Source organism: Streptomyces sp. RKAG337 (genome assembly GCF_023701715.1).
Lineage (GTDB): Bacteria > Actinomycetota > Actinomycetes > Streptomycetales > Streptomycetaceae > Actinacidiphila.
Map to the genome: position 1 here is coordinate 4,202,306 of NZ_JAJOZA010000001.1, position 19,415 is coordinate 4,221,720.

The window sequence follows — 19,415 nt, forward strand, 5'->3', positions numbered from 1 at the left end:
CGTCAGCGGCCGCCGGCGCGCACGCCGCTGTGGCCGGACAGGCCCTAGTTGCTCTGGCTCACCTGGCGGCCGAGCGTCGCCGCCATGTCGACGAATCCGGTGCGCGCGGCGACCAGCCGGCCGTCCTTGACGACCTGGTAGACGACCTTCGCGTTGACCATCCGCGGGTGGCCCGGCACCGGGAGCATGTTCTCGTTGCGCCAGCCGAGGTCCGGGGTGAGGCCGCCGGTCGAGATGCCGGTCGCCTTGTCCAGCGCGCGCTTGAGGGTCATCGGGTTGACCTCCTCCGCGCCCATCGTCCGGACGACCTCGGTGAAGACCGAGTAGGCGATCCAGGTGGTCTGGACGCCGGGGTCGGCGACGTCGATCCGGTTGTCGCCGAACGCGTACTTCTTCACGACCTCCTTCATCGCGTCCCACTTGGGGTCCGAGGTCGGCGGGTACCAGCCGGTGGCGAACGCGTTCTCCAGCGGGCTGTTCCTGCCGCCGGTGCTGTCGATCAGCGACTGCTGGATGCTGCCGATCACCGAGGAGAACCGGACGTCGGGCAGCTCTTCGCCGAGCCGCCGGAGCGAGTCGATGAACGTGTCCGTGCGGTCGCCGAGCACGGCCGCGACACAGGTGCCGGAGCGGGCGCTGCCGACCGCCCGCTGGGCGACGCCGGTGTACTCGGTGGAGTCGTCGGCCGTCGGCAGGTCGCTGGCGGCGGGCCGGCCGCCGGCCTTGAGGCCGGCGTCGAGGAACAGCGGGAACTGGTCGCCGACGATGGTGTCCGGCCGCACCAGGCTGACCTTGGAGCAGGAGGCCGCCAGTTGCTTCCCGTTGCCCGTCAGCAGGGCCGGCAGGCCGCCGTTGACGGGATAGGACATCGGGCTCTGGAACTCCTCCTGGGTTATCCCGTAGCCCCCGATGTACGGGATCCCGGCCGACTCCAGGGTGGAGGTGAAGCTGTTGGCGTGCTCGCTGTACGAGCCGATGACGGCGACCACGCCCTCGTCCTGGGCCCGCTGCGCGCACTTCGCGGCCTCGACGGTGTCGTTGTGGTCGTTGCAGGTGAGGACCTTGAGCTCGCGGCCGTTCAGCCCGCCCGAGGCGTTGATGTGGGCCGCGAACGCCTGCGCCATGGCAGGCATTCCTGGCATGTTGGTCGATTTCGTACCGTCCGGTGCCCAGGTCATGACGACCACGGGTCCCGGGGAGCCCCCCGCGCTCCCCGGGATCACACCGCAGCCGCTGATCAGCGCCGCGCAGGTCGTCGATACAGCCAACAGGACAGCCTTGCGCGAACGCCGTTCAGTCATGAACATGGACGCTTCCGTTCCGCGCCCAACGCGGGGGTGACCCCGAGCGAACGCAGCGTCACGTTCAGGTGAATTACAGGTGCGGATTCGAGGGAACGTACGATCGGTCACCGTGCAGACTTCGGAGAAGACTTCCCGCCGCGGTGCCCGCTCCTCCACGATGGGGGGCATGCCGCTCAATGACATGCCTTGGTGGCGCTGGCGCAGCAATGTGCGCTCGGCGCTGCACATGATCAGCGACCCGGTGTTCCAGCAGGAGTGCTGGCTCGCCGGGGTGCCCGGTTTCGGCGACGTCACCGACGCCGTCTACCGCCTCGTCGAGGACACCTGGCTCGACAACTGGTCCGCCGAGAAATACGTCGGGACGATCTTCCGCGACTCGCAGGAGGCCGCGCTCGTCGACGTCGCGGTGCTGCGGGTGCTGAAGATCCTGCACCAGGTGGGCGCGGACGCGCCGGTCGGCACCTACCTGGAGCACCACGCCTGGCCGGAGGCGGTCCGCGCCGCCCGTGAGGCGCACGTCAAGCTCGCGACGGCCGACGGGGACGACGTGGACGCGCCGCCGCGCTCGCTCGACGTCCTGGCGATCTACACGCGTACCGCCTGACGGACGGCGGCGCCGCGCCGGCCGCCGCGTGTGCGAGGCTGGCCCGTGTGAACGAGCCGCAATATGTGCTGACGCTGTCCTGTCCCGACAAGCAGGGCATCGTGCATGCCGTGTCGAGTTACCTCTTCATGACCGGCTGCAACATCGTGGACAGCCAGCAGTTCGGGGACCAGGACACCGGGCTGTTCTTCATGCGGGTGCACTTCACGGCCGAGCCGCCGGTGGACCAGGACAAACTGCGCGCGAGCTTCGCGGCGATCGGCAGCGCCTTCCAGATGGACTGGCAGCTGCACGCGGCGGACGAGAAGATGCGGGTCGTCCTCATGGTCAGCAAGTTCGGGCACTGCCTGAACGACCTGCTGTTCCGCACCCGGATCGGCGCGCTGCCCGTCGAGATCGCGGCCGTGGTCTCCAACCACACGGACTTCGAGGAGCTCGCCGGCTCCTACGGCATCCCGTTCCACCACATCCCGGTGACCGCCGACACCAAGGACCAGGCGGAGGCGCGGCTGCTGGAACTGGTCGAGGCGGAGCGCGTGGACCTGGTGGTGCTGGCCCGCTACATGCAGGTCATCTCCGACGACCTGTGCAAGCGGCTGCCCGGCCGGATCATCAACATCCACCACTCGTTCCTGCCGAGCTTCAAGGGCGCCAAGCCCTACCACCAGGCGCACGCACGCGGGGTGAAGCTGATCGGCGCGACCGCGCACTACGTGACGGCGGCCCTCGACGAAGGACCGATCATCGAGCAGGAGGTCGAGCGGGTGGGGCACGAGGTCACCCCCGAGCAGCTCGTGGCGGTCGGCCGGGACGTCGAGTGCCAGGCGCTGGCGCGCGCCGTGAAGTGGCACAGCGAGCACCGCGTCCTGATCAACGGGCACCGCACGGTCGTCTTCGCCTGACGTGCGGTGCCGCGGGCCGTACCGGTCCGGTCAGGCGCCGGCGCCCAGCTCCTTGTAGTGGGCCTGGCAGACGTCGAAGTCCGGCAGCCGGCCGCCGTCCCGCATCTCCGCGAAGCTGGGGGCGGCCGCGTCCCGGGCGGACAGCTGGGGCGCGCCGGTCTGCCAGTCGATGCCGAGCTCGGGGTCGAGCGGGTGCACACCGTGCTCCTTGTCGGGACGGAAGACGTCCGAGACGAGGTACGAGAGCGTGGCGTCGTCGCTGAGGGCGCAGAAGCCGTGGCCCATGCCCTCCGCGATGTACAGGGCCTTGCGGTCCACGTCGTCCAGCCGGACGCCGTCCCACTGCCCGAAGGTGGGCGAGCCGACCCGCAGGTCGACCACCACGTCGAGCACCGCGCCGCGTACGCACGTCACGTACTTGGCCTGGCCCATCGGGACGTCGGCGAAGTGGATGCCGCGCACGACGTCCTTCGACGACACCGACATGTTGGCCTGCGCGAGCCGCATCGGATGCCCGACCTCGGCCTCCAGCCGGTCGAAGCGGTACCACTCCAGGAACAGCCCGCGCGGGTCGCCGTGCTGCTGCGGGGTGATCTCCCAGGCGCCGTGGAAGGACAGCGGTCGGATGTTCATCGCGGGAGGTCCTCTTCGAGGGCGAGCGTGTTGACCAGGTATTCGCCGTAACCGCTCTTCAGCAGCGGTTCGGCCAGTTTGCGCAGCTGCTCGGAGTCGATGAACCCCATCCGCCAGGCGGTCTCCTCGACGCAGCCGAGCTTCAGCCCCTGCCGCTCCTCGATGACCCGGACGTACTCCGAGGCCTGGACGAGGGAGTCGAAGGTGCCGGTGTCCAGCCAGGCGGTGCCGCGGTCCAGTACGGAGACGCGGAGCTTGCCCTGCTTCAGGTAGGTCGCGTTGACCTCGGTGATCTCCAGCTCGCCGCGCGCGCTGGGCTTGAGGCTGTTGGTGATGTCCACGACCTGGCCGTCGTAGAAGTAGAGGCCGGGGACGGCGAAGCGCGACTTCGGCCGCTCCGGCTTCTCCTCGATCGACAGCGCGTTGCCGTGCTCGTCGAACTCGACGACGCCGTACGCGGTGGGGTCCTTCACCTGGTAGGCGAAGATCACACCGCCGTCGGGGGAGCTGTGGTCCTGCAATTGCCGCCCGAGGCCCGCGCCGTGGAAGATGTTGTCACCGAGAATGAGCGCCACCGGCTCGCCGCCGATGAAGTCCGCACCGATCTGGAAAGCCTGGGCGATTCCACCGGGATTCGGCTGCGAGCGGTATTCGATATTGATACCGAATTGCGAGCCGTCGCCGAGGAGCCGACGGAACTGCTCCTGGTCCTGCTCGGTGGTGATGAGCAGTATGTCGCGAATTCCCGCCATCATGAGCGTCGACAGCGGGTAATAGACCATCGGCTTGTCGTAGACCGGCATCAGCTGTTTGGAGACCGCTTTGGTGATCGGCCACAGCCGGGACCCGGTCCCGCCGGCGAGGAGGATACCACGCATGTTGTTTCTACTTTCTCCGGCGGCAGGCGGCCGATGACTGCTCGGCTTCGCCCCTGCACTCGGGGAACGGCTAGAGTTACGGCGAAGCAAACCATCTTACGCCGCCCCCCAGTAGGGGCCTGACTGGACTCTGGCACTCATGAACATTCTTGTTACCGGTGGCGCCGGATTCATCGGCTCGCAGTTCGTCCGCGCAGTCCTGTCAGGGGAGATGCCGGGGCTCGAGACCGCCTCCGTCACCGTACTGGACAAACTCACCTACGCCGGCAATCCGGAGAACCTCGCTCCGGTCGCCCACCTGCCCGGCTACCGGTTCGCGCACGGCGACATCTGCGACGCGGACTTCGTCGCCTCCGTCCTGCCCGGCCATGACGCGGTGGTGCACTTCGCCGCGGAGTCGCACGTCGACCGGTCGATCACCGGCGCGGCCGCGTTCGTCACCACGAACGTGCTCGGCACCCAGACCCTGCTGGACGCCGCCCACAAGCTCGGCATCGGCCGCTTCGTGCACGTGTCCACGGACGAGGTGTACGGCTCGATCAGCGAAGGCTCGTGGACCGAGGACTGGCCGCTCGCGCCCAACTCCCCGTACGCCGCGGCGAAGGCGGGCTCCGACCTGATCGCGCTCGCCTACCACCGCACGCACGGGATGGACGTGGTGGTCACCCGCTGCTCCAACAACTACGGGCACCATCACTTCCCCGAGAAGATGATCCCGCTGTTCGTGACGAACCTGCTGGACGGCAAGAAGGTCCCGCTCTACGGCGACGGCGGCAACATCCGTGACTGGCTGCACGTCTCCGACCACTGCCGGGGCATCGCGCTCGCGCTGCAGGGCGGCAAGGCCGGTGAGGTCTATCACATCGGCGGCGGCACCGAGTTGACGAACAAGGAGCTCGCCGGCCGGCTGCTGGAAGCCTGCGGCGCCGGCTGGGACATGGTCGAGTACGTCGAGGACCGCAAGGGCCACGACCTGCGCTACTCCCTGGACATCGGCAAGTCCCGCGCCGAGCTGGGCTACGAGCCGCTGATCGGCTTCGACCAGGGCCTCGCCGACACCGTCGCCTGGTACCGCGACAACCGCGCCTGGTGGGAGCCGCTCAAGGCCAAGGCGGCGCTTTCATGAGCGATGCCGGCACGAACGAGGACCCGGCCGCCGGCGTCACCCGCTGGCTGGTGACCGGGGCCGGCGGGATGCTCGGCCAGGAGGTCGTGGCGGCCCTCGCGGCTGATCCGGCTTCGGCCGTCACCGCCGCCACCCGGGCCGACCTGGATCTGACCGACCCCGCGGCGCTGCTCGCGGCGGTCCGCGGCCACCGGATCGTGGTCAACGCCGCCGCCTGGACGGACGTCGACGGCGCGGAGGCCGACGAGGCCGCCGCCACCGTCGTCAACGGCGACGGGGTGCGCCACCTGGCCGCCGCCTGCGCCGCCGCGGGCGCGCTGCTCATCCATGTCTCCACCGACTACGTCTTCCCCGGCGACGCCAAGGAGCCGTACCGCGAGGACGACCCGACCGGGCCCGTCAACGCCTACGGCCGCGGCAAGCTCGCCGGTGAACTCGCGGTCGCCGAGCTGCTGCCCGACAGCGGCTACACCGTGCGCACCGCGTGGCTGTACGGCGCGCACGGCCGCAACTTCGTGGCGACCATGCTGAAGCTGGCGGCCACCCACGAGACGCTCGACGTCGTCGACGACCAGCTCGGCCAGCCCACCTGGGCCCGCGCGCTGGCCGTCCGGCTCACCGAGCTGGGCCGCGCCGCGCTCGCCGGCGACGCCCCGGCCGGCGCGTACCACGGCACGGCCGCCGGCCAGGCCACCTGGTACGAGCTGGCCCGCGCCGCGTTCGAGCTGTCCGGCCTCGACCCGGAGCGGATCCGCCCCACCACGGCCGACAAGTTCGTCCGGCCGGCCAAGCGTCCGGCCTACAGCGTGCTGGGCCACGACCGCTGGTCCGCCGCCGGGCTGCCGGCGATGGCCGACTGGCGGGACGAGCTGAAGGCCGCGGTCGCGGCGGGAACGTTCGCCGCCGGAGCCTGAGTTCGGCCGGCCGCACGACGCAGGACCACGGAACGACGAAGGAGGGGCACCCGCCGCGGCGGGTGCCCCTCCTTCGTCGTTCCGTGGGTTACGGCTGGCCCTTGCGCCAGGCGTACTCGCAGCCGTGCAGCAGCTGGTCCGTCTCCGGCGGGGAGATCGGGTTGAGCTTGCGCGGCGGGTCGCACTTGCCGTGCGGGGCGAACTTGGAGCAGGTGCCGTCGGGCTTCGCGAGCAGGTGCGCCTGGTACGCGAGCCGGCCCATGGTGCTGACGCCCTTCGGGTTCTCCGGGAAGAAGGGGTCGGACTGGGCGGAGGCCGCCATGCCGGTGAGCACCACGGTGGCGGTCAGTACGCCGATGGCGGCGTAGCGGCCCGCGTTGCGGGACGCGGCCGGCGACTGCAGCGCGGGGATCGCGGCGAGCCGCTCCTTGACGCGCTCGCCGGTCAGGACGCAGGCGAGACCGAACAGCGCGAGACCGCAGTAGAGGAGCGTCTGGTAGGTACGGGGGAAGAGCTGGACCGCCTGGTCGCGCTCCATGTGGGAGGCGAAGAAGAAGCGGATCGCCCAGGCGCTGCCGAAGCAGGCGACGACGCCGATGACGGCGGAGCGGCGCAGCCCGACGGTGAGCGCCACCGCGACGCCGACCATCATCAGCGCGGTGAACACCCCGACGCCGCCGAGTTCGCCCGGCGGCGGCCACATGCCGGGCAGGTTGCCGTTGCGGGTGTAGAACGGCGTCATCGCGATGTAGCCGGGGTCGACCAGCGTCAGCGTCGAGCAGAAGCGGTCCTTGGTGCTGTCGGCGGCCGACAGCAGCATGTAGCCGTACTTGCCGCCGATGATCAGGAACGCCAGCAGGGCGGTCCCGAGGAACGCGCCGGCCCGCAGCATGCCGTCCCGCCCGGAGCGCCAGGGGAACAGCCCGACGATGGCGAGGAGTATCCCGGGGGCGGACCAGATGTGCCAGCCGGAGTAGACGATGAACAGGACGCCGAGCATCGCTCCGACGGCCGCGCCCCGCCAGGCCACGGCCGGATACGGCCGGCGCGGTGAATTGCGCAGCAGCTGCAGGAGCTTGGCGAGCAGCGGGATGAGGACGACGAGCACCAGCGGGCTGTACGGCTTGTAGACCACGACCGAGGGGATGCCGGCCAGCATGCCGACGCCGAGCGCCGGCAGCGGACGCAGGAACATCCGCCAGGCCAGGTACGCGGCCGGACCGGTGAGCGCGATCGAGATGATCAGGATCCACTTGAGGGCGAACGCCGTCTGGTGGTTGTCGACGAAGTGGTCGGCCCAGAAGGCGGTCAGGTGCGGCAGCACCGGCGGGTAGATGTTGACCATGTGGCCGCTGTGCTGGATCTGGGTGGCCCAGGCCTCCAGCCGTCCGTTGTCACCGCTCTGGCCGTTCAGCGGCCAGGGGGTGCCGCGCAGGGCGACGACCTGTCCGCCGGCCGTCATGCCCGTCGCCAGTCCGGCGATGGCGGCGCAGACCAGCCGCAGCACGATCCGGTGCACCCGGGGACTGGCCCGGAAGACCGACCAGAGCACGAGGGCGAGCAGCGGCAGTGCCACCGCGATGAGCCGGAACTGCAGCGCCGCCAGCCCGCTGACCTGTCCGATCCGGGTCATCGGGTTGACCGCGATGGACGTGCTCCACCGGGCGAAGGCGAGGGCGGCCCCGATCGCGACGGCGAACTCGGCGGCGATCATCGCCAGCCGTTTGCGCCAGGGCTTGAACGCGACAGCGGCGGCGTTGAGCACCCCTGCTGCTCCGGGCGCCCTCGGCGCGTCGGTCGGTGTCATATCTCAGTCAGCTCCAGCGATCCGGTCGGTCGCCCTGGCAGCGGCGTGACCGTCTTCGAGGTCGGTGTGTGTGCGCCGGAGCCGGACGGGTAGGGCGGCTAGCGTGCTGACCGCCGTCTTCACGTGTGAGGTGCTGCACACCAGTACTGATGAGGTTCGGTGGGACAGCGTTCCAGATCGTACGGGAATCCCGATCGGGGTTTGCCGCCGGGCGGGCCCCGGGGCCTGCGGGCACTGGCCCCCGGCCGGTCAGCCGGGCTTGACGGTGCCGATCGCCTCGGCATCCCCGACGAGTGCCCGGGTCGTCGGGTCGAAGGGCCGGTCGAAGCGGCGCAGCCCGACGCGCAGTCCGAACAACAGGGCGACGGCGGCGGCACTGGCGGCGATCGCGTAGGACAGTTCGACCTGCAGCGCCGTGCCGCCGGGCAGCAGGGGGGCGATGCCGAGGGCGAGGGCCCCGATGGTCCAGGCGACGCACAGTATGCGGTGGCCGCCGGTGGCCAGGGTGCCGCTGCTGAGCACGATCGCCGCGAGGTGGGCGACCGCGCCGAGACCCAGCAGACCGAAGTCCAGGGAGCTGAGGGCCGGCGGCGCGTGGAAGGCCGTCTCGTTCAGGGCCGGGCCGATCACCGCGCAGACGACCGCCCAGCCGGCGCCGAGCGCCGACACCATCAGCAGGTTGCCGCGCAGGGTGCGCAGGAAGCCGGCCTTGTCGCCGGCGGTGTGCCGGCCGGTGAGCTCCACCAGCAGGGACGCCTGCATCGAGCTGACCAGGAACTGCGGCACCCGCACCAGGATCAGCGCCGAGACCAGGGCGGTGACCAGCGGGGCGTTGTCCGGGTCGAGGAGCTTGGCGGTGACGACCGGAGCGTTGGCCACGGCCTGCATCAGCGTGGTGGAGACGACCAGCACGCCGAAGCCGTTGTGGATCTCACCGGGGCCGGCGGCCGGTCCCGGCCGGGACGCCCGGCGCATCGCGGGCAGGCACAGGAGCACGGCGGGCAGCGGGGCCAGCGCCATGGCCAGGCCGAAGGCGAGGAAGGAGCCGTTCGCGGCCAGCAGAGCGACCGCGGCGCCCACCCGCAGCGCCGCGTCGGCGGTCAGCTGGACGGCGTACCAGCGGAAGTTCCCGTACCCGGCGAGGATGCCGCGCGCGGTGTGCTGCGCGGCCCAGCCCACGAAGGCCGCGCCCAGCACCGCGACCATCGCCCGGTCGCCGTTGAAGAGCAGGTTCGCCAGCGGGCCCGAGGCCGCGGCCAGCGCCGCCAGGACCACGGCCAGCATCGCCGTCGCCGTGAGTATCCCGCGCCGGATGGCGGGTCCGGCGCCCAGCCCGGAGGCGGTCCGCGCGGCGACCACCCGGGTCAGCTCCTGCTCGACGGGGAAGAACAGCCCGATGCCCGCGAAGGCGATCACCGACCACAGGACGGAGATCTGGGCCATGTCGTCATGGCCGAGCGTCCGTCCGGCCAGGGCCAGGAAGATGTACGAGGCGCCGGCGTTCGCCGCCACCCCGGCCCCGACGAGAAGGGTCCCGGAAGGGAGCGTGCGCAGGAGTGCTGTGGGCGACTTCATGTGGCGGCCAGAATACCCCGGAGGGCATGACAGGTACTCGCCGGACCTGCGCCCCGAGCGGCCCGGAGCCCGTGGGGCGTGGGCGTCCACCCGGCTTTCGGCTCTTGTGGCCAAGGGGTACCATGAGCGCCGTGTCCGGCAGCGTGTGTGACGTCGCCACCCAGTCGAGGGTTGGCGGGACGTCTTCTTCGCCCTCTGCCCGGTAGCCGGTCATTCCCTGGACGTCAGCCGACGTCGGTATGACGCGGCAGCCTCGTACTCCGACCGGAAAGACGGCTGAATCGTGCAATTGTCCGTACTGACTTCGGTGACCGGCTTGGCGGTGCTCGGATGCATCGTCGAGCTGTTGCGTCGCCAGCAACTGCGCGAGAAGTACGCGGCCCTGTGGCTGCTCATCGGCCTGATCATCGCTCCGCTCGGTTTCTTCCCGACCTGGCTCGACTCGATCGCCAACAAGCTCGGCGTCGCCTCCGGTGTGAGCCTGGTGCTCTTCGCCGGCTTCGTCCTTGTGCTGCTCGTCACACTGCACCTGAGCTGGGAGTCCAGCCGTCTCGAGGCCGAGACGCGCACCCTGGCCGAGGAAGTGGCCCTGATCCGGGCGCACTTGGCGCAGAGCGCCGACCCGATGCCCGCCAACGCGGTGAAGCCCGTCATCGACGGCACCACCGGCACCGACGGCACCACCGGCACCGACGGCACCACCCCCACCACCCCTACGGATGATCGCGAGGCCCGGGCATGATCGATGGCCGACGGGTGCTGGTGATCGTGCCGGCGTGGAACGAGGACGCCGGACTGGCGACGACCCTGGGTGAGATCAACAAGGAACTGCCCGACGCGGACATCCTCGTCGTGGACGACGGTTCCACCGACCGCACGGCCAAGGTCGCCGCGGCGGAGGGCGCGATCGTCGCCCGCCTGCCGTACAACCTCGGCGTCGGCGGCGCCATGCGGCTGGGCTACCGCTACGCGCTGGAGTACAACTACGACGTCGCGATCCAGATCGACGCCGACGGCCAGCACGACCCGAGCTATGTGCCGGCCCTGCTGCGCGAGCTCGACAACGCCGACCTGGTCGTCGGCGCCCGCTTCGGCGGCGAGGGCGACTACCAGGCCCGCGGCCCGCGCCGCTGGGCGATGCGGCTGCTGTCCGGAGTCATGTCCAAGCTGGCCGGCACCCGGCTGACCGACGCCACCTCCGGCTTCCGCGCCTGCAACCGCGACCTGATCGAGTTCTTCGCCGGCTGGTACCCGGTGGAGTACCTCGGCGACACGGTGGAGAGCACCGTCGGCGCGATCCGCTGCGGCTACACCGTCCGGCAGGTCCCGGTCGCGATGCGGCCGCGCACCACCGGCAAGCCGAGCCACTCGCCGCTGCGCGCCATGGTCTACCTGGCCCGCGCGGGCCTGGTCCTGCTGCTCGCGCTGATCCGGCGGGTGCCGACCCAGGCCCCGCACACGATGGCCTCGGCATGACCGACCAGGATCCGTCCGGCGGCGGTTCCGCCGGACCGCGCTTCGACATCCTGATGCCGTACTACGGTGACGTCACCCTGATGCAGGACGCCGTCCGCAGCGTGCTGGCCCAGGACGGGGACGACTGGCGGCTCACCGTCGTCGACGACGGCAAGGAGGCGGGCGTGCCGGAGTGGTTCGCCGCCCTCGCCGACGACCGCGTCCGTTACCTCCGCAACGAGCGGAACCTCGGGGTGACGGGTAACTTCAACCGGTGCGTGGAGCTGTCGGAGGGCGAGTACACCGTCCTCATGGGCTGTGACGACCTGCTGCTGCCGAACTACCTGCGGACGGTGCGCGCCGCCCTGGACCATGAGCCGAAGGCGACCATGGTGCAGCCCGGCGTCGATGTCATCGACGGCGAGGGACGGTTGTCCCGGACCTTGGTGGACACCACCAAGGAGCGGCTCTACGCGCCGAAGGGCCCGCGCCCCCTCATGCTCAGCGGCGAGGACCTGGCGGTGAGCCTGCTGCGTGGCAACTGGCTCTACTTCCCCTCCATCTGCTGGCGTACCGAAGCGATGCGCAGGTTCCGCTTCCGGGCCGACCTCGGGGTCATCCAGGATCTGGCGCTCGTCGTCGACCTGCTGCTCGACGGCGCCTCACTGGTCGTCACGGACACCGTGTCCTTCCAGTACCGCAGACATGCCGTCAGCGAGTCGTCCGCCAAGGCCCTTTCGGGGGACCGCTTCGACGAGGCGCGGCGCTTCTTCCGGGAGACCGCGGAACGGCTGACGGCCCACGGCTGGAACCGCGCCGCGAAGGCCTCGCGCCGGTACTGGTCCTCACGGCTGCACGCGCTGACCCTGCTGCCCGCCGCGGCCCGCCGCGGACCCCGGGGCAGCACCCGCGGATTGATTCGGCACGCGTTCGGTTCCATCGGTAGGGGTCCCACGGCCTGATTGTTACTCAGCTGCACCGCGGCGGTGAACGAATCGTTATCGTCGTTCTTCGCCCGGCCGGGCGAATTCACATTCTGCGATCCTGCTCGCCTGTATGATCGTAAAATCATGAATCTGCGCCGGATAGCTCTCCTTGTCGCCGCCCTAGGCGTAGTTGTCGCAGTATGCGTTCAGTACGGCACCAACCTGCTGGACAGTGCCAAGGAGACGGTGACGGCGCTGCCGACGCCGGGGCGCCCGCCGGTGCAGGTGGTGACTCCGCCCCCCGAGAAGGGCGGTCCCGGCAAGAATGTCGGAATCAATGTCGCCAAGGAAAACGCCCTTCCGGGTACGACCGACTGGAAACTGAAGAACCCCGGTCCGCAAAACGCTATCGAAGGTTATGCCGATCGGGTGAGTGTCGACCCGGGCGATAAATTCGGCCTGTACGTCTCCACCCCTGCGCGCGATTTCCAGGTGGAGGCGTACAGGATGGGTTGGTACGACGGTAAGCAGGGCCGGCTGGTCTGGTCCTCCGACCGTGTCAGGGGCCAGCGACAGGCCGCCGCGGAGATGACTCCGCAGATCTATATGGCGCGCGCCCCCTGGAAGCGTTCCCTGGAGGTCTCCACCCAGGGCTGGCCGGAGGGCGACTACCGGCTGAAGCTCGTCTCCGCCGCCGGCCACGACCGCTGGGTGCCCCTCACGGTGCGCTCGAAGTCGGCCGAGGGCCGCAGCGTCTTCATCAACGCGGTCGCCACGTGGGCGGCGTACAACTCCTGGGGCGGCGCCAACATCTACGGCGGCATCAAGGGCTACGGGGACCGGGCGCGCAAGGTGAGCTTCGACCGCCCCTACACCGGGGCGGGCGACGGCCTGTTCGGCTGGCACGAGCTGCCGATGCTGACGCTCGCCGAGCGCATGGGCATCCCGCTGGCCTACGGCACCTCGCTGGAGCTGGATTCCGAGCCGGCCCGCTTCAAGGGCGCCCGCGGGATGATCTTTCCGAGCCATGACGAGTACTGGTCGTCGGGAATGCGGACCAACACCATCGCCTTGCGTGACAAGGGCGTCAACCTGGCATTCTTCGGGGCGAACAACGCCTACCGCCACGTGCGGTTCGAGTCCTCGCCGCTGGGCGCCGAGCGCGTCGTCACCTGCTACAAGGACGCCGCCGAGGACCCGATGAGCCTCACGGACACCGACGAGGCCACCCAGCAATGGCGGCAGGCGCCCAACCCGCGTCCCGAGTCCTCGTTCCTCGGCATCCAGTACGAATGGGCGGGCGTGCTCGCCCCGTATGTGGTCACCGACCCGAACGTCTGGCTGTACAAGGGCACCGGCGCGCACGCCGGTTCGCAGTATCCGGGTCTCGTCCGCAGTGAATTCGACCGGGTCTTCTCGGACGGAAACACTCCGCGGCCCATTCAGATTCTCTCGAATTCGCCGGTCGTCATTCAAGGCAAGGACAAGAGCTTCGCCAATTCGTCCTACTACACCACTGCTTCCGGCGCCGGAGTGTTCAGCGCGGGAACCCTGGGCTGGACGTGTGCCGTGGACGCTTCGCCGTGCTGGGGCAAACTGCCCAAGGAAACCGGCAAATTCGCCACCAAGGTCGCCGAGAACATAATCAGCGCCTTTCAGGCGGGGCCCGCGGCCAAGGCCCATCCTGCCGTGGACAACTACGAGAAGTACGCCCGTCCGACAGGCCGTTTCAAGTACAACATGTGACCCGCGTCGCACCCGTGCCCTGACCGCCGGGGCACGGGCGGCGCGCGCCGCTCAGAGCCGGGACAGGCTCGCGGCGGCGAAGAGCACATCCCGGATGACGTCGCGGTCCCCGTCCTGGCCCACCGCTATCCGCTCGGGCTCCAGATGACCCGCTGCCAGCTGGCAGAACTCGACGCTGTCGAGCGCGACATGGGCCACCGCCTCCTCGGCGGTGGCGAGCGCGCCCGGTGAGTCCAGGGCGATGTACCAGTTCCCCCCGCCCCGGCCCTCGACCTCCAGATGCACCGACCGGCCGGGTGAGCCCGCGGCGGTGAGCCGGGACGGGGAGGCCGTGAGTCCGGCGCGGCGGCGCCCCGCTATGGCGGTGGGCAGCATCCGGGCCGCCAGGTCGATCATGCGGTTGAGGTTGCGCGGCGCCGGCGGGTCGTACGGGTAGTCGACGGCCTCGGCGATGTCCCAGGCGTGTATCCAGCACTCGAAGGCCCGGTCGAGGAAGGCGTCCCGCAGCGGCAGCGTGAACCCGCCGTACCCGACGTCCAGTCCGGCCGTCCCGTGGCCGGCGAAGGACACCGTGCGCACCAGCGTCCGGCTCTGCTCGCGCCACCGGGCACGCAACGGGGCGCCCGGCACGTTCCGCGCCGTGGCCCAGTAGCTCTCGGTGCGCTGCGCGGGATCGAACGGCAGCTCGTCGATGGGCAGCCCGAGCGCGGACGCGACCAGGCCGTCCACCGCGCAGAGATGGCCGATGACCTGCGCGACGGAGACCTCACGGGCCACCCGCTTGTCCTCGTACCAGCGCAGCTCCACCGGCGCGTCCCAGTAGCCGTCGCCGAGATCGCGCAGCAACGCGTCCAGCCGGGCGGACTCCGCGTCGTACGGGCCCGCCCATTCGGGCACCGGAATGCGCGCCGGGCGGCGGTCGAGACAGCCCGACAGCACCCGGGACCGCAGCAGCGGATCAAGGTCGAGCGTCTCCTCCTGGTGCAGCAGGCCGACGGCGTCGCGCAGCCGCAGCGCCTCGTCCGCGCAGGCCGCGCAGTCCGTGAGGTGCACCTCGACGGCGAGCGACTCGTCGCGTGAGCAGGCGGCCAGCGCCCAGGCGCCGAGCAGGGACTTGAGGGTGCTGTGGTCGTACGGCGGGAACCGTTCCCGGTCCGGCCCGGTGCCCGACGTCCCGGCGGTCACCGCTGCCGCCCGTCGAGACCCGCGTGCGCGGCGGGTGCCATCGCGGTGGACAGCAGCTGCAGGCCCAGGCGCAGCCGGCGCCTGGCCTCGTCCTCGGTCACGCCCAGGTCGGCGGCGGTCTGCCGGTAGTCGCGCCGCCGGAAGTAGGCGAGTTCGAGGGCGTCGCGCAGCGGGGCCGGCATGGAGGTGACGATGAAGTCGGCGCGGGCCGCGGTGTTGGCCTCGCGGACCTTCGCCTCGACCTCGTCCTGGCTGCTCCGGCCGCGGTTCTCCGCGTGGCGCAGCCGCTGCACGGCCCGGCGCTGGGTGAGCGCGGCGATCCAGGAGCGCAGCGAGCCGCGCCTCGGGTCGTAGGCGTCGGGGTTCTCCCAGAGGAAGCCGAAGACCTCGCGGGTGATGTGGTTCGCGGCCTCGTCGTCGTCCAGCACGCGGTGGGCGAGGCTGTGCACCAGCGACGCGTACCGGTCGTACAGCTCGCCGAGCGCGGCTTCCTCCCCGCGGGCCAGCCGCTGCTGCATCTTGCGGTCCCAGCGGGGTGGTGCCGGTGTCGCCATGCCGCCGCCCCTCTCCCCTCGCCGCCGGCGGTTCCGTCGGCCGCGTCCGCTCTGCCGGGCCTGCCCGGCCCCGTCAGCTCGAATGTAACCGCCACCTACGACGGCGTACGCCCCTTTGCGCCATCCTGCCGCCGTATCGGACCGCTTCTGGCGATGTGTTATGCGGGTGTGACCGCGGTACTGCTCGGCTGTGCGGGATTCCGGGCATAGGGTTCACATGATGACGCTGTCGCAATTCCCCGAGGAGCGGCCTTCCGGGCCTCCGCGGACCGCCAGGGTGGCCGGGCTGCTCCCAGCGACGTCGCGAGGTGAGACTCAGTGGAAGTAACGCAGGTCGAGCAGGACGGCTGGGCCGTGGTGATCGTCACGGGCGAAATGGACCTCCTGACCTCCCCCACCGTGCGCCAGCACGTACACGAGGCGGTCGCCGACGGGCGGCGCAGCGTGGTCCTCGATCTCGCGGAGGTGCGCTTCTGCGACTCCAGCGGAGTGGGTGTGCTGATCGCCGCGCGCCGGCTGATGCGTTCGTGTGCGGGCCGGCTCCGTATCGTCCTGCCGGACCAGGGCGCCGCCGACGACGGCTCCCATGTCAACCGGGTGCTGGCCGCCCTCGGCGTCCGCCGCCTCTTCGACGTCTACCCGGACCTTGCCTCCGCGACCGACGACTCGGCCCGGCCGATATCCGCCTAGCCCGCACCACGTGTTGATGGTGCCTCTCAGTACACCGGTGGTCTGGCCGGGGGCTTCGCCGGAGCCGGGCCCAGCGTCGTGGTGCCGATCGCGGCACGGTGGCCGAGGCCGGTGCGATAGGCGTCCATGGCGGCCTCGACCCGTCCGGTACTGCGCAGCAGATCGCCCAGCAGCCGGCAGAGGTCCGCGAGATCGCCGGCGGCGCCGGCGCGTTCCAGCAGGGACAGCGCGTTGACGTAGTGCTCCTCGGCGGCGTCGAGTTCGCCGTCCTCCTGCGCGATCAGACCGAGCAGCCGGTGGGCGCCGGCCGCGTGGATGGCGCCGCGCTCGGGCCCGATGCGGTCGAGGAGCCGGGCGAGCAGCTCGCCCGCCTCGGAGTGGCTGCCGCGCCGGCGCAGCACGTCGGCGAGTTCCACCTCCACCTGATCGGCGAAGAGCACGGACCGCTGTGCCGCCAGCATGTCGCGGGCGAGCCGCAGTTCACGTTCCGCATGCTCCAGATTGCCGTCCTGGGCGTGTACATAACCCCGCATCCAATGACATTTAGCCAGGTCGGAGCGGAAGCCCAGCCGCTGGTACAGCTCCTGTGCCGTGGCGAGCGAGGCGTCGGCCTCGGTGATCCGGCCCTCGGCGATGAGGGTGCGGGCCACGCTGCGGTGCATTCCGGCGACCAGCGCGGGATCGGTGGCGGAGGGGGCGAGTGCGAGGGCGAGCTCGGCGGCCTGGGCGGCGCGGGCGTGGGCGCCCATGTCCATGTACGGGGCGATGACGGCGGTGTGCAGGAGCAGCAGCGCGTCGGCGTCCTGGGTTCCGGCGGCGTGCAGCCCGTCGATCGCGCTCTCCAGCAGGTAGCAGGCGTAGCGCAGTTCACCCGCGAGCAGATGGGAGACCGCCCGGCCGCGGATCGCCGCGGCCCGGCGCGGCAGCGGCTCGCCGGCCAGCAGCTGCTCCACGGCCTCGAAGTGCTCGCGGGCGACGGTGAGTTCACCGGTCTCGAGGGCGCAGTCGCCCAGTCCGAGCAGGCCCGAGACCTGCTCGTCCGCGAGCTCGTGGTCCCCGGCGGTGGCGAGCGCCGCGCGGAACCGGTCCGCCGCGGTGGCCGCGTCGCCCGCGGCCAGCGCGATCCGGGCCTCGCCCAGCCGGCGCGCCGCGTGCACCTGCGCCTGTGCGCGGCCCGGCCGGCGGTCCCGCGGACCTTTGCGCGCCGCAACCGCACTGTCCGTAGCGTCCGCCACGTCCGCCTCCCAAGGCCTGGTCGCGCCACGCGGCCGGACGTCCTGCGCGCGTCAACTCGGCGACGCGTCCGGGAAGTTACGTGGTCAGCAGACGCAGACTAGCCGCTGTCGGGGCGTGCCCGGCCGCAGCTGTCACGGCCCGCTAATCCTGACGGTGCCAGGAGCCCCATTGGTCCCGGTCATCCCGATCGTCCCGGTCCTTCCCGGGAGTCCCGCGCTCTCAGGCCTGCCGCGACCGGGCCCTTCGCCGGCGCAGCACGACGAAGCCGGCGCCGAGCGCGAGGACCGTGAGCCCGCCGGCCAGCGCGACCCGCTTGCGGGTGAGGAGGCGGCGGTCGCCGGTGACGGCGATCACCGCGGTGTTGTCGCCCGGGTCGGTGTCGAAGTTGGTGCGGGAGTTGGGGTCGTGGTCGATCTGGAGGGTCGCGGAGCCCGCCGAACCGTCGATGACCCGGTCGATCCGCAGCTGGAACGGGAAGACGACGGACTCGCCCGGGTCGAGCCAGTTCTTGGTCTCGCAGGTGTACTGCGGGGCGCCGCCGGCACCGGGCGCGTCCTCGTCGTTCGGCCGCACCGGCCGGCAGCCCTTGGGCGCCTTGACGACGGTGGTGCCCGCCGGAACGCGGATGTCGACGGCGACGACCGGGTTGCCGACGGTGATGTCGGAGACCGCGGCGGGGCCGTGGTTCGTCACCGTCACTCCGGCGGTGACGCGCCGGCCGACCGTGCCGGAGACCCGGCTGCCGGTGACCGCGAGGTCCGCGGTGTTGCGGACGGCGACCGCGGTGGTGGCGAAGTTGTCCTCCTGGTAGAGGTCATCGGCCGAGGGACCCGGGCGTGGCACCAGGCGCAGCGGGGTGCCGGTGCCCTTGGTCCAGGACGCGGTCCCGTGGGCGTCGGCGAGCGCGTCGGCGGATTTCGACGTCACGCGCAGATCCGTCCGCTCCCAGAGCGCGAAGCTCTCGGTGCGGAAGGCCGGCGGCTCGGCGAACGCGTAGGTCGCGCCGGGCGCCAGCGGCTGGTCGATCACGCAGAGCGCGGAGGCGGAGGCGGGGAAGTCGGCCGACGGCGGCGTCCGGAGGGACTCGCAGTTGGAGTGCGCGGCGGACCAGGACAGTCCGCGGGATCCGTAGATGCGCACGATCGCGCCGGGAGCCGTCTCGTTCCCGGCGTTGGTGAGGGTGAACGGCAGCACCACGGTGGCGCCCGGTGCCGGGGGCGCGGCCGCCCGCAGCCGGAACGGCGCGGAGGTGACCACGTCGGGGCCGGAGCCGACGGAGACCGTGGTCCGAACGGCGCGCCCGCCGCCCGGTGCCCCCTTGGGGGTGTACGTGATCACGCCGTGCGCCCCGGCCCGGGCGCCGACGAGGCTGTGTATGCGAAGCGACAGCAGCTTTCCGGGGTTGGAAGGGGTGGTGCGCAGATCGCACTTGGCGACGGCGCTGCCGCGGGCGTGGGTGCAGCTGGTGGGCCAGATCACTTCCGCGACGCGGGCCAGTCCGCGGGCGTCGACGGTGAACACGCCGGGGGTGAGCGTCCCCGTGGGTCCTCCCTGCCGCAGCCCGACCTCCAGCGTGCGCAGCGCGCCCGGGTCGGGGGCGGAGGGGGCCGGCACCACGAGCCGGGCCGGCGCGGTCACCGCGATGTCGCCGCTCGGGGCGCTGCTCCGGGCTCCGCCGTCAACGCCGGCCGGGGCTCCGGCGAACGGGGCTCCGGCGAACGGGGATCCCGCGGCTCCCAGCGTCAGGAGGCACACGGCGGAGGCCACGGCAGCGGTCACAGCACCACGGAAGGACGGACTTCTCAAGGCAACCTTCAGCTGAAGAAAAGGAGATGCCTTCGTGCGGGTGTGCGATATCGAGGGCAGCGAGCAGAGGTGAG

The 19,415-nt window shown here is 71.1% G+C and carries 18 protein-coding genes; 9 read left to right on the forward strand and 9 right to left on the reverse strand.

Going from position 1 to position 19,415, the window contains the following annotated elements:
• Positions 1-44 precede the first annotated feature (44 nt).
• The gene (locus LNW73_RS18745; RefSeq protein WP_250990694.1) at positions 45-1,301 is read right to left on the reverse strand and encodes an ABC transporter substrate-binding protein; all 1,257 of its coding nucleotides are present in this window, start codon (positions 1,299-1,301) and stop codon (positions 45-47) included.
• Between the two features lie 160 nt (positions 1,302-1,461).
• On the opposite strand from LNW73_RS18745, the gene LNW73_RS18750 reads away from it, so the two are divergent.
• Both LNW73_RS18750 and purU read left to right on the forward strand, forming a co-directional pair.
• Entirely contained in the window at positions 1,462-1,908 is a 447-nt protein-coding gene (locus LNW73_RS18750; protein WP_250992961.1) for an SCO4402 family protein, read from the forward strand.
• Positions 1,909-1,946: 38 nt separating this feature from the next.
• Positions 1,947-2,810 (forward strand): formyltetrahydrofolate deformylase, encoded by an 864-nt coding sequence (purU, locus tag LNW73_RS18755; RefSeq protein WP_250992962.1) that lies wholly within the window; start codon positions 1,947-1,949, stop codon positions 2,808-2,810.
• A gap of 30 nt (positions 2,811-2,840) precedes the next feature.
• Here the strand turns inward: purU and rfbC are convergent, their stop codons facing one another.
• Together rfbC and rfbA are read right to left on the reverse strand one after the other, a co-directional pair.
• The gene (gene rfbC / locus LNW73_RS18760; protein ID WP_250976383.1) at positions 2,841-3,443 is read right to left on the reverse strand and encodes a dTDP-4-dehydrorhamnose 3,5-epimerase; all 603 of its coding nucleotides are present in this window, start codon (positions 3,441-3,443) and stop codon (positions 2,841-2,843) included.
• Positions 3,440-4,321, reverse strand: coding sequence for a glucose-1-phosphate thymidylyltransferase RfbA (gene rfbA, locus LNW73_RS18765; RefSeq protein WP_250976382.1), 882 nt, complete (start codon positions 4,319-4,321; stop codon positions 3,440-3,442). Before rfbA ends, rfbC begins: the two co-directional genes overlap by 4 nt.
• A gap of 139 nt (positions 4,322-4,460) precedes the next feature.
• Between rfbA and rfbB the strand changes: the two genes are divergently transcribed.
• Together rfbB and rfbD are read left to right on the forward strand one after the other, a co-directional pair.
• Positions 4,461-5,447: a dTDP-glucose 4,6-dehydratase gene (rfbB, locus tag LNW73_RS18770; RefSeq protein WP_250976381.1), complete on the forward strand. Its 987-nt coding sequence runs from the start codon at positions 4,461-4,463 to the stop codon at positions 5,445-5,447.
• The gene (gene rfbD, locus LNW73_RS18775; protein WP_250976380.1) at positions 5,444-6,361 is read left to right on the forward strand and encodes a dTDP-4-dehydrorhamnose reductase; all 918 of its coding nucleotides are present in this window, start codon (positions 5,444-5,446) and stop codon (positions 6,359-6,361) included. The genes rfbB and rfbD overlap by 4 nt, the downstream gene beginning before the upstream one ends.
• 88 nt (positions 6,362-6,449) lie before the next feature.
• Here the strand turns inward: rfbD and LNW73_RS18780 are convergent, their stop codons facing one another.
• Both LNW73_RS18780 and LNW73_RS18785 read right to left on the reverse strand, forming a co-directional pair.
• The gene (locus LNW73_RS18780; RefSeq protein ID WP_250976379.1) at positions 6,450-8,168 is read right to left on the reverse strand and encodes a hypothetical protein; all 1,719 of its coding nucleotides are present in this window, start codon (positions 8,166-8,168) and stop codon (positions 6,450-6,452) included.
• Between the two features lie 249 nt (positions 8,169-8,417).
• A complete protein-coding gene (locus LNW73_RS18785) occupies positions 8,418-9,743 on the reverse strand; it encodes a hypothetical protein (RefSeq protein WP_250976378.1) in 1,326 nt (441 codons plus the stop codon).
• 289 nt (positions 9,744-10,032) lie between these two features.
• Between LNW73_RS18785 and LNW73_RS18790 the strand changes: the two genes are divergently transcribed.
• Genes LNW73_RS18790 through LNW73_RS18805 form a run of 4 tightly spaced genes read left to right on the forward strand, consistent with a single transcriptional unit; the run spans position 10,033 to position 13,870 of the window.
• Complete coding sequence (locus LNW73_RS18790; protein WP_250990695.1) at positions 10,033-10,485, forward strand: DUF2304 domain-containing protein; 453 nt, start codon at positions 10,033-10,035, stop codon at positions 10,483-10,485.
• Positions 10,482-11,219 carry a glycosyltransferase family 2 protein gene (locus tag LNW73_RS18795; protein ID WP_250976376.1) on the forward strand — a complete coding sequence of 246 codons (738 nt, stop codon included), beginning with the start codon at positions 10,482-10,484 and terminating at the stop codon, positions 11,217-11,219. Before LNW73_RS18790 ends, LNW73_RS18795 begins: the two co-directional genes overlap by 4 nt.
• Positions 11,216-12,160 (forward strand): glycosyltransferase family 2 protein, encoded by a 945-nt coding sequence (locus LNW73_RS18800; protein ID WP_250990696.1) that lies wholly within the window; start codon positions 11,216-11,218, stop codon positions 12,158-12,160. Before LNW73_RS18795 ends, LNW73_RS18800 begins: the two co-directional genes overlap by 4 nt.
• 24 nt (positions 12,161-12,184) lie before the next feature.
• Positions 12,185-13,870 (forward strand): N,N-dimethylformamidase beta subunit family domain-containing protein, encoded by a 1,686-nt coding sequence (locus LNW73_RS18805; protein WP_250990697.1) that lies wholly within the window; start codon positions 12,185-12,187, stop codon positions 13,868-13,870.
• 51 nt (positions 13,871-13,921) lie between these two features.
• Here LNW73_RS18805 and LNW73_RS18810 read toward each other — a convergent pair whose 3' ends face one another.
• Positions 13,922-15,055 (reverse strand): maleylpyruvate isomerase family mycothiol-dependent enzyme, encoded by a 1,134-nt coding sequence (locus LNW73_RS18810; protein WP_250990698.1) that lies wholly within the window; start codon positions 15,053-15,055, stop codon positions 13,922-13,924.
• Positions 15,052-15,609, reverse strand: coding sequence for a sigma-70 family RNA polymerase sigma factor (locus LNW73_RS18815; RefSeq protein WP_250976372.1), 558 nt, complete (start codon positions 15,607-15,609; stop codon positions 15,052-15,054). The genes LNW73_RS18810 and LNW73_RS18815 overlap by 4 nt, the downstream gene beginning before the upstream one ends.
• Before the next feature lie 318 nt (positions 15,610-15,927).
• Here LNW73_RS18815 and LNW73_RS18820 point away from each other — a divergent pair, with 318 nt between their 5' ends.
• Complete coding sequence (locus LNW73_RS18820) at positions 15,928-16,299, forward strand: STAS domain-containing protein (RefSeq protein ID WP_138353549.1); 372 nt, start codon at positions 15,928-15,930, stop codon at positions 16,297-16,299.
• Positions 16,300-16,325: 26 nt separating this feature from the next.
• Here the strand turns inward: LNW73_RS18820 and LNW73_RS18825 are convergent, their stop codons facing one another.
• On the reverse strand, positions 16,326-17,534 hold the full coding sequence (locus LNW73_RS18825) for a tetratricopeptide repeat protein (protein ID WP_250990699.1): 1,209 nt from the start codon (positions 17,532-17,534) through the stop codon (positions 16,326-16,328).
• 220 nt (positions 17,535-17,754) lie between these two features.
• The gene (locus LNW73_RS18830; protein ID WP_250990700.1) at positions 17,755-19,314 is read right to left on the reverse strand and encodes a DUF11 domain-containing protein; all 1,560 of its coding nucleotides are present in this window, start codon (positions 19,312-19,314) and stop codon (positions 17,755-17,757) included.
• Positions 19,315-19,415: the final 101 nt, after the last annotated feature.

What these genes read in the sequence shown, in the direction of transcription:
- rfbD (WP_250976380.1), top strand. Translation starts at nt 5,444, where the DNA reads ATGAGCGATGCCGGCACGAACGAGGACCCGGCCGCCGGCGTCACCCGC.
- LNW73_RS18750 (WP_250992961.1), top strand. Translation starts at nt 1,462, where the DNA reads ATGGGGGGCATGCCGCTCAATGACATGCCTTGGTGGCGCTGGCGCAGC.
- rfbC (WP_250976383.1), bottom strand. Translation starts at nt 3,443, where the DNA reads ATGAACATCCGACCGCTGTCCTTCCACGGCGCCTGGGAGATCACCCCG.
- LNW73_RS18785 (WP_250976378.1), bottom strand. Translation starts at nt 9,743, where the DNA reads ATGAAGTCGCCCACAGCACTCCTGCGCACGCTCCCTTCCGGGACCCTT.
- LNW73_RS18795 (WP_250976376.1), top strand. Translation starts at nt 10,482, where the DNA reads ATGATCGATGGCCGACGGGTGCTGGTGATCGTGCCGGCGTGGAACGAG.
- rfbA (WP_250976382.1), bottom strand. Translation starts at nt 4,321, where the DNA reads ATGCGTGGTATCCTCCTCGCCGGCGGGACCGGGTCCCGGCTGTGGCCG.
- LNW73_RS18780 (WP_250976379.1), bottom strand. Translation starts at nt 8,168, where the DNA reads ATGACACCGACCGACGCGCCGAGGGCGCCCGGAGCAGCAGGGGTGCTC.
- LNW73_RS18745 (WP_250990694.1), bottom strand. Translation starts at nt 1,301, where the DNA reads ATGACTGAACGGCGTTCGCGCAAGGCTGTCCTGTTGGCTGTATCGACG.
- rfbB (WP_250976381.1), top strand. Translation starts at nt 4,461, where the DNA reads ATGAACATTCTTGTTACCGGTGGCGCCGGATTCATCGGCTCGCAGTTC.
- LNW73_RS18815 (WP_250976372.1), bottom strand. Translation starts at nt 15,609, where the DNA reads ATGGCGACACCGGCACCACCCCGCTGGGACCGCAAGATGCAGCAGCGG.
- LNW73_RS18800 (WP_250990696.1), top strand. Translation starts at nt 11,216, where the DNA reads ATGACCGACCAGGATCCGTCCGGCGGCGGTTCCGCCGGACCGCGCTTC.